Source organism: Mesorhizobium sp. M4B.F.Ca.ET.214.01.1.1 (genome assembly GCF_004791545.1).
GTDB classification, from domain to species: domain Bacteria; phylum Pseudomonadota; class Alphaproteobacteria; order Rhizobiales; family Rhizobiaceae; genus Mesorhizobium; species Mesorhizobium abyssinicae.
This window is the reverse complement of sequence record NZ_SRUX01000256.1, coordinates 1-290: the sequence shown is the minus strand read 5'-3', so window position 1 is coordinate 290 and position 290 is coordinate 1. Positions and strand designations below refer to the sequence as shown.

At 66.6% G+C, this 290-nt stretch carries 1 pseudogene; it reads left to right on the top strand.

Features of this window, described 5'->3' with window-relative positions:
- Positions 1-15: 15 nt before the first annotated feature.
- Positions 16-243: pseudogene (locus tag EN857_RS34135) on the top strand (hypothetical protein); the annotation flags it as partial.
- Between the last annotated feature and the right edge of the window lie 47 nt (positions 244-290).

Sequence of the window (290 nt, the reverse complement as noted above, 5' to 3'; positions counted from 1 at the left end):
GCATAGGAAGATGCTTTGAAGGCCGCAGTCAACCGGTATCGCGGAGATTTGTTGAGGCCTGCGGCGCTTGGCCTGTCGCTGGTGTTCGGCGTCATGCGCGTCGTCAATGTCGCCCATGGCGAGTTCTTCATGCTCGGCGCGGTGCTGGCCTGGGCGCTCTCGACGGCGATCTCGGGCCATCCTGCACTCGGCTTCGTCGCCGCGCTGGTCATCGCGCCGCTCATCGTCGGCGCGGTCGCGCTCCAATCGTGAACTGGCCGAGGCGCTGGATCAGCAGACGGCGACGGCCG